This window comes from Pirellulales bacterium (assembly GCA_019694455.1).
In the GTDB taxonomy this organism is placed as follows: domain Bacteria; phylum Planctomycetota; class Planctomycetia; order Pirellulales; family JAEUIK01; genus JAIBBY01.
On record JAIBBY010000039.1, the window covers coordinates 39869 to 48699 of the forward strand.

Below are 8831 nucleotides of genomic sequence, written 5' to 3' on the forward strand. Positions count from 1 at the left end.
ATCCATTCCATCATTTCCCAACGCAAAGGTAACAGAGAAATGCGGAACGTATTTGAGGCCATCCTGCAATGTGGGCACGACGAGGATTACGCGCCCCACGTCGACAATGATTTCATTGCCACCGACGCACCGGCCGGTTCTCCCGAAAAGCTGGCTATCCTGGCTCGCCGCATCGAGCTGGGCCTACCGCTGTGGCATCCGGAAGATCGCTCGGACTACAGCGGCCTGACCGGCGTTGTTCGCCCACGTGAGTAGTCGCCGGATTGAATTGGACCGATTCAAGCCGTGCTGCGGCAATCGTAGCACGGCTTTTTCATGCGCCCATGAATTTGCTTCATGTGCCAGCTTGAGCCGTTTGAGGCGCTGATTTCAATGCCTCAGCTTCCGCTTTGGCGCTTACGGCTCGCTCCGCAGCCGCCTTGGCGGCCTCGTTTTTTGCGGCCACGTTCTGCGCGACCGTCGCCTTTGCTTGCTCCACCTTGGCGCGTTCCGCATTGGCGAGTTCTAGCGCTGCTTGAGCTTGAGCAAGCGCGGCGGCGGCAGCTTTAGCCGCTGCATCGGCCTGAACGAACGACTGCTCGACGGCCGCCAATTCGGCCGCAGCCTTCTCGGCTTCCGCTTGTGCTTGGGCCGCGTCGCTCGCCGCTTGTTGGGCGATCATTTCCAACGTGGGCGGATTCATCGCCAGCGCCAACGCTTGTTTCTGATCCGAAACGTTCCACACACGCACCTGTCCGGTCCAATCGCCGCCAATGACACGCGCCCCGTCGTGCGTGAACACCGACCGCAACGCCAAATCCGCAAACGCTTCAAAAGCTTGCTGCTGCGCTCCATTCTGATCCCACAATTTCACCTGGCGGTCGCGGCCCGCCGATGTCAAACGCCCGTCATGGGCGAAGGACACAAACGACGCTCCCCCGCCGTGCGCATTCCAACTCTTGACCTGTTGCCCGTTTTGCATCTCCCAGAGCCGCAGCGTTCCGTCTTCCGAGGCGCTGGCGAGAACGTTGGAATCATCTCGCCAACTAACAGCGGTCATCGCCGCAGAGTGTCCCTTCAGCGCTTGGTACTCGCGCGCCGTTTCTGCTTCCCACACATACAGGTCGCCGTTGCGATCGCCCGTGGCAAGCAGCACACCGTCAGGGCTGTACTCAATGCAAGTCACCCATTCGTTGTGCTTGCGAATCTCCGTCACCAGCGATCCATCGGCCGTATCGAAAACGCGCACCACTCGGTTTGGCCCTCCGAGGGCGATTCGCGTATGGTCTTCGTTGATGTCGGCCGCGAGCACCACATCGAGTTCATCCCCGACTTCGAACACGCGATCGCCAGACTTGACGTCGAACACGACCACTTTGCCACTCTGTCCGCCATGCCCGCCGCCGGCCAACAACAAGGCGCCACTGCGGCTGAACCTCAGAATGTGCGGCACTCCCTCCGGGAATGGCAAGATACCGAGCAATTGTCCGTTGTCGGTGTGATAAAGCGCAATCTGCTTATGACCGGCCACTGCGACTAGCGGGGCCCAAGGGCTCGCGGCCAGCGCCGTCAACGCCCTTGCGCGAGGCGTATAGAAAAAGGGTTGGCGCGATAGTCCTTCGGGCAGAATCGGCGGACCTGCGGGACGCGCCGCGCCGGCGGACATTCCCAGATCCATCTTGGGCTTGTTCGATTTCTTAGCCACCGATCCCGAGTTCTCAAGCGCGCCGCCGACAATCCACGCCTTGATTACATCGAGCTTGGCCATAGCGAGCTTGTCCTGCATAGGAGGCATCTTCGGCTCCTCCGCATGGCTCACCAGCGCCCACAACCGGGAACTGTCGGGATCGCCCCCGAGCACGACTTCTCCACTGGCGCCCCCCTTCATGATCCCGGCATAGCTATCGAGCGACAGATCGCTCTTGGCATTGCCTTGATTGTGACAGGTGAAGCAATGCTCGCGCAGGATCGGCTTGACGTGATCGTCGTACGTCACCTTGGCGGCGTCATCCGCCTGCGCTGCGGCGCCCACTGATAGGATCACACTTAGCAAGGCCCAAGTCGCGATCGCACGGCTGCAACTCATGTCCGTCACGTTATTACCTAGTGGTTAAAAATAAACTCGCGTGAGTTGAGCAGCGCCCAAAAGACGTCTTCTAACCCTTGCTGCGGATCGGGCGATTGCGTCACAACCGCCAACAGTTTTTCCGTTTCCGCAGGCGTTGGCTTTCGAGTCAGGCTGCGCACGCAAAGCTCCTCTATGATCTGCGGGGGAGTCTTGCCGGCATCGATCATTTTCTTGATCAATCCGCCAGAGCGAATCTTTTCCTGAACGGTATCGCCGTTGAGCAGATGCAAGGCCTGCGACAGCGTCGGGTCGGTCTTCACGTCGCATGCACACGCCGTCTGACGCGGCGATCGTCCAAAGGTCGTCAAGAAATAGGTCGACGAGGCCCCATCGGCGATTTGCGTGGCCCGCGCGCCAAGCGGCAGACCAGTGAATTTATCCTTGGTTTCGGTGATCTGGCTGATGCAATCCAAGAGGTTTTCGGCCTTGATACGACGCAAACGCGCGCTGGCAAAGTTGCGCGTATCTGTTTCATTGCTCGGGTTTTTCTCGGTTGATCGCTGGTAGGCGTTCGAGTTGCATATATCGCGCACAAGTTGCTTGAAGTCGTAGTTGTAGCTCGTGAACTTGTCGCCGAGCTTTTGAAACAACTCCGGATTGCTCGCTGGATTACTGATGCGAATGTCATCGACCTGCTCCACGATGCCGATGCCGAAGAAATGCGCCCACACGCGGTTCGCGATGCTGGTCGCGAAATAGGGATTGTCCGGTGAAGCAATCCATGCGGCGAGCACATCGCGCCGATCATTGCCGGTTACATCCGGCTGCGCTCCGCCCAAGAACTTAGGGGGCATTGGCTTGCCGGTCACCAGATGGTTCACCTCGCCGGCCCCGGAATTGAAGACCATGATCTCGCGGTAGTCTTCCCCGGGCTTGCGTCCAATCTGAGCGAAAAAGGCCGCGAAGCTATAATAGTCTTCCACGGTCCAGCGATCGAACGGATGGTTGTGGCACTGCGCGCATTGCGTGCGGATACCCATGAACACTTGCGCCACATTCTCGGCCAACTTCAGTGTGTCGGTCTCAATTTGATAGAAGTTGGTTTGCGGATTCTTGAATGTGCCACCGGTCGCTGAAATCAGATCCTGCACCATCTTGTTCAGCGGCACATTGTTCGAGATCTGCTCGGTCAGCCAGTTGTAATACAGAAACGCGGATTTGTTGCTGACCGTCAGCGTCGAACGAATCATCAACAATTCCGCCCAATTCATTGCCCAAATTTCGCTAAACTCTTTGCGTTCGAGCAAGCGATCAATCAGCTTGGCGCGCTTTTGCGGGTCAGCGTCGGCGACAAACGCTTGATATTCCTCAACCGTCGGCACGGCGCCAATAATGTCGAGCGTCGCGCGGCGTAAAAAGGTTTCGTCGCCGCAAATCGCGCTCGGCAATACACGAACCTTGTTCAGTTTGGCGTTCACTAATTCGTCGATGTAGTTAGCCGGCGCTTCGCTGGGCGGAGAATACTCCAAGTCCTTGGGCAACGTCAGCACCTGGCTACCGACCGTGTGCGTGGAGAAGCGCGCCATTACAAAGGCCTCGCCTCGCGCGCCAGCGGTCACCATTCCATGTTGGTCGATGACGGCCGAGTTGTCGTTGTTGGAAAGAAACACGGCTAAGTGCGTCACATCGCGATCCGTGCCATCGGCGTATTTTGCCCGCGCGATGAAACGCTGCTGCGTCCCCTCACCTTCCAACACCGCATGCGGCGGATAGATATCCACGCTAGTCACCGCCGGCACAGGACCCGCATCGTTGGCGGCGCCGGCTTCCAGCCAGCGCAGCAACGTCTCGCAGTATTCGCTGTCTTTCTCGAATCGCTTGCCACCCGTATGCGGCACGGCGCCAATCGTCTTCTCGATGAGCAAACTCTCTTCAATGCTCGCGAGATTGATTCGACGCGTGCTGCTCTCGTGCGTAATTCGATGATGATCTCCGTCAGGATCGTAGCCAAAGAGCGAAAGTCTGAAGCCGTCCTTCCCGCGCGCCGCGCCATGGCAACTGCCGGTATTACAGCCGGCGCGCAAGAATATCGGCATCACGTCCAGCTTGAAGCTAACGGCTCGATCTTGCGCTGCGGCGGCGACCGAGATGGGCTGCTTGGCCAAAAATCCACCGTATTCAATCGTCGCCTCGGTAGCGCCATCCGCGAGGGGAAAATAGGTGGCGCCTTCGAGCTTCACAAGCGCTGGGTTGGCGACCGCGACTTTCGCCTCGCTAGTCACATCGAGCGTTACGTCGTCCGATCGAGTCGCAACCACGATGAATGATTGACGATCGCGATTGGTGGTGAGCTGCACATCGGGTGGAAACACGTCGATTCGAGTGATCGCTTTCTCCGCTGCCAGGGCCACGACGGGACAAAGAGCGAACACGGCGCCAAGCACAGCGCCGCCCCAATGGCAGTTGTGGAACCGAAAGTTTTTCATCGTCATTGCCTATTCGCCAAGGGTGCAGTGGCAACTAGCTTTTGGGAGGCTCCGCCGGCGCCGCAGCAGCCGGTTGCGACTCCGCGGCGGGTGGCGCATCAGTCGCGGGCGCCGCTTCAGCAGCAGCTTTAGCGGCGGCGCGTTCGGCTTTTGCCTTTTCTCGATCAAGACGCAACTGTTCGAGACGCGTCAGCCGCTTTTCGGGTGGCTGCTCCGGCATGGGCGCCGCCGCGGCAGGCGCAGCCGGCGCATCAGCTTTGGGAGGGAGCGGCGTATCGATGCGCAATTCGCCCGTCCCTAACATGTGCGTAATTGGTTCACCGTTTTCTGTCACCGTCGCACGGCAGATCAGCGTGGGATGTTTACCCGCGGGCGAATTGGCGGTTGTCTTCAAACGGAAAACCAACTCTGTCGAATCCTTTGTGATTTCCTTCGGCTCTGTGGTCACCTCGTGAGGCAAACCAAGCAACTCCACCTTGGCCGCCCCTTCGAAGTCCTTGCTCTTGCTAACTTGAATTACGATGTCTGTCTCTTGGTTCTGCTCCACCGCGGCGGCCTGGAAAGTAAAGCCAAAGTAGGGCTCCGAGATGAGCAATGTGGCCAGTTGCGACGCCACCGAGACCGTGCCGCGCGCCGTGCCGGCATCTCCCAGCACAGCAATTCTCCATGGGCGAATTTCCGCACCGCCGCCCGCGTTGAGCGGTATCAACGCTTCGTTCTGCCCTTCTGGAATGGTGATTGTGCCAGCCGAGCCGACATCGGGCGGGTTGTACAACATGCGCACCGCGATGGGCGCAGTGAAGCCATCTTTGCGATGAGCGACAACCTTGAGGTTCATGGTTCCGCCGCGCACGAGCGGAACCTTTGGCTCAATCACCTCGATTGAGAATGGCGATTCCTCCGCCACCGACACCGCCATGCGGCGAGTTTCCCGGTCCCACATGCGCACGTTGTTTTGACCACGAATCAGCGAGGTCAATTGCGACAACTGTCCTTCCACCTTCTGATTGGGATCGTTCCAGCGTCCCACTACATCGACCAGCGAGCCCGCAATGGCCGCGTCGGCTGGGGCGGTCAGCAGCACGGGAACCGTTGTTTGATTGGCGGCCATCGGTACGGTTTCGATCTGCACGCCGGCAGGCAGGTTGCGCAACTCAACCGCGAGCTCCCCTCCAAAATCAGCCCGCGATCCGCTCAAGATGAACGCGAAGCGGTTACCGCGCGGAACTGGCGCCACGATATCGACAAACTGCGATTGCTCGGGCAGTCCCATCGTCAAGGCCGGCTGCACCGCCGTCAGCTCCACACGATAGGCATAGTCAACGCCCCCCTTGCGCAAGTGATCGTGCAGCATCACTGTGTATTCGTCGTCGGCCGGCGCCGTGAAGCGAAGATAGCTATCTGGTCCGGCGCTGTCGTCGCTGCCCGCCACGTTGCCGCCATTGGAAGCCAACACGTACAGCACGGGGTCCAACGGCGTGCGAATTCGCCGCGCGTAGACCTGAATGTCCAGCACTTGCCCCTTGGTCGCCTTGAATTTAAAGCAATCCACATCGCCGGGTTCGGCAATTACGCCGTTGAGCGCCAGCGGCGCGGCGAAGGGGTTGCCTTGCGCCTGAGCGTTGTTCGGTTCCGTCTCTATGAAGTTCTCTAGGTCTGACAGTCGGAACACGTTGGCAGACGGCGCAATACCTTGTTCATCTTGAGCGAACAGGCCAAAGTCGGTCGATGGCTCGGTCGGCAACGTCACTGTCGCCGCGCGTTCTCCGGCGATGTCGCCCAGATAGCGAACTTCGAGTGTTGATCCCGGTTTTCCTCCCGCTGGCACAACTGCGCGAGGTCTTGGAAATGCGCCCAGATGAAGCCGGTAATTGCACGAACCATTGCCGCCAAAGGCGCTTTCACGCACTTGAATGATGTATTTGCCGTCTTCCGGCGCGACAAGCGACGCGATGCAATCTTGTCGCAACAGCGCGGCGTCGTCGGAGCCGGCCAACTCAAATCGCCCGGCGTTCATGATCGACACATAGGGATCGAAGAAGAAGTTGCCTAGCCGGATGCCTTCCAACTCGGCGTTGATCCGCGTCCCTTTAGCGACTTCGATCACGAAATAGTCGACATCCTCGTTTTCGACGATGCCATTGATGGTGGAATTGAAAGCAATCGCTTGCGGCGCGGCGAAATCGCTGTTCGGCTCTGCTTCCACCGTTTCTGGCAGCGCGCCGACATGGAAAGTTCGCAGATTGCTGATTCCGGTCGCAGTGCGGACACGATAATCATGGATTCCGAGCCGACACTCCGGCGCAATCGTCAGCTTTGCCTTGATTTGATTTTCGTTGACGACCTGAACGTCTTTGATGGTGATGCCCGGCTCGTAAAACATCACCTCCTGTCCGTCGCCAAGGTTGGCGCCATTGAACGCGACTTCGATCTCAGTTCCGCGCTGCCCTCCTACCGGTGCGCTGATGCCGATACTGGGACTAGCCGCTCGCGCCACTTGCTGGCAGCACACGAGCGCAACTAGGAGGTAAACGAGAACTCGTGCGATTGCAGGCATGACATGTCCCAGATTAGTAGGCAATCGGGCGGCGCGACCGTTGGTTCGCACCGTTGCCGTCAATATGCCAGTGGCCGCGGCGAACGCTCGTCCATCGTCGTTCGTGCGCGCCGTGCTGGCGGGTAGGACCGTCGGACTGAGCGGCATCCGGGCCAGCTCACTACAAGCTAGACCATGATGCCCGGCAACGTTTTGCCGCCATCAACAATCTCAATCGGTCGATTACCTGGCGCCATGAGCTCCTTGTCGGCGATGATGCCGAGCAAGTAATAGGCGGTGGTCGCCAAATCGGCCGGCAACACCGGGTCCTTTTCAGGCTCACTGGCAGTGGCGTTCGACGCGCCAAAGACGATGCCGGGTTTGGTTCCGCCGCCGGCAAGTACCACGCTGAACACTTTGGGCCAATGATCGCGACCAGCGTCGCGATTGACTTTGGGGGTGCGCCCAAACTCGGACGAGACCATGACCAGTGTTTCGGACAGCAAACCGGAGCGATCCAGATCTCGAATGAGGGTCGCGAATGCTTGATCAAATGCGGGCATTTGACTGCGCATGCCGCCAGCGATGCCCGTGTGCATGTCCCAACTACCATAGGTCAACGTCACGCAGCGGACGCCGGCAGCCACCAGGCGGCGGGCCATCAGCATGCGTTGTCCCGCGTCGTGGCGGCCATACTCGTCGCGAATCGCGGCCGGCTCAGCCTCGATATTGAAGGCCTCGCGCGCTTGTTGCGAACTGATCAGGCTGTAGGCGCGATCATAGAATGTGTCCATCGCCTTGAGCGAATCCGATTTCTCCTTGGTGCGGAAGTAGTCGTTGACTGCTTCCAGCGCGCTGCGGCGCCGCGTAAATCGCGCCTCGTCGACGCCGTTGGGGAGATTCAGGTCGAGCACGCGAAAGCCGGCAGCCGCAGGATCGGATCCCAAGCTAAATGGCGCGAATGACGAGCTGAGGTAGCCGGTGCTGGCGAATTCGTTTGGCACGTTCGGTATGCAGACGTATGGCGGCAAATTGTTCTGAGGACCGAACTCGTGACTGATCACGCTGCCGAAACTGGGAAAGACCAAGGCGGGGCTTGGCTTGTAGCCCGTGAACATATTGTGCGTGCCGCGCTCATGCGCGGCTTCGCCATGCGTCATCGAGCGGATCACGCACAACTTGTCTGCCAACTGCGCTGTCTGCGGCAACGTGTCGCAAAATGGCTCGCCGGGGATTTTGGTCTGAGTCACCCCTAGCTCGCCGCGATACTCGATGGGCGCGTATGGCTTGGGATCAAACGTTTCCTGGTGGGCAATTCCGCCCGGCAGGAAGATATGAATGATGCTCTTCGCCTTGGCGGGAATGCTGTCGTATTGCTTCTGTTCGCCGCGCGCTTCGAGCCGCAGCAAATCGGCCAAGGTAAGTCCCGCCCCAGCGGCGGCGCCCACGGTTAACAGCGTGCGTCGGCCTAGGCGGTTGCCACCGCAGCGGCTGGCAACCGGGCGCGCATGTTTGTTCTGCATGCCGAGCAAGCGCATGACCGTACTCCTTGCAATTATCTCGGTGCTGGTATGAAAGCCGGAGTTCGCAAACTGGAACTTAAGTGAGCGCTTCGCGGCTCGAAATCAGCAGCCCAGATCGGGAAATGGTGGGTGCGATCACACAACCGGATGATCGCGATGCCCGAGCAATGAGCTGCGGATACTTTGGTGGGGCCAGGCTGGTTTTCCAGGGGAGGGACGTAATTTACTTACGTGCGGTC

General features: G+C 59.2%; 5 protein-coding genes. 1 reads left to right on the forward strand and 4 read right to left on the reverse strand.

All coding sequences use genetic code 11. The features are described from left to right. Window positions 1–39: 39 nt before the first annotated feature. Window positions 40–255: a hypothetical protein gene (locus K1X71_15225; GenBank protein ID MBX7074497.1), complete on the forward strand. Its 216-nt coding sequence runs from the start codon at window positions 40–42 to the stop codon at window positions 253–255. A gap of 79 nt (window positions 256–334) precedes the next feature. On the opposite strand, the gene K1X71_15230 is transcribed toward K1X71_15225, so the two are convergent. The 4 genes from K1X71_15230 to K1X71_15245 form a co-directional block, all read right to left on the reverse strand. Next, entirely contained in the window at window positions 335–2065 is a 1731-nt protein-coding gene (locus tag K1X71_15230) for a hypothetical protein (GenBank protein ID MBX7074498.1), read from the reverse strand. A gap of 17 nt (window positions 2066–2082) precedes the next feature. Next, entirely contained in the window at window positions 2083–4539 is a 2457-nt protein-coding gene (locus K1X71_15235) for a DUF1549 domain-containing protein (protein ID MBX7074499.1), read from the reverse strand. A 28-nt stretch (window positions 4540–4567) separates the two neighbouring features. Further along, window positions 4568–7090, reverse strand: coding sequence for a PPC domain-containing protein (locus K1X71_15240; GenBank protein MBX7074500.1), 2523 nt, complete (start codon window positions 7088–7090; stop codon window positions 4568–4570). A 167-nt stretch (window positions 7091–7257) separates the two neighbouring features. Then, window positions 7258–8592, reverse strand: a complete 1335-nt coding sequence (locus K1X71_15245) for a DUF1501 domain-containing protein (GenBank protein MBX7074501.1) — start codon at window positions 8590–8592, stop codon at window positions 7258–7260. Between the last annotated feature and the right edge of the window lie 239 nt (window positions 8593–8831).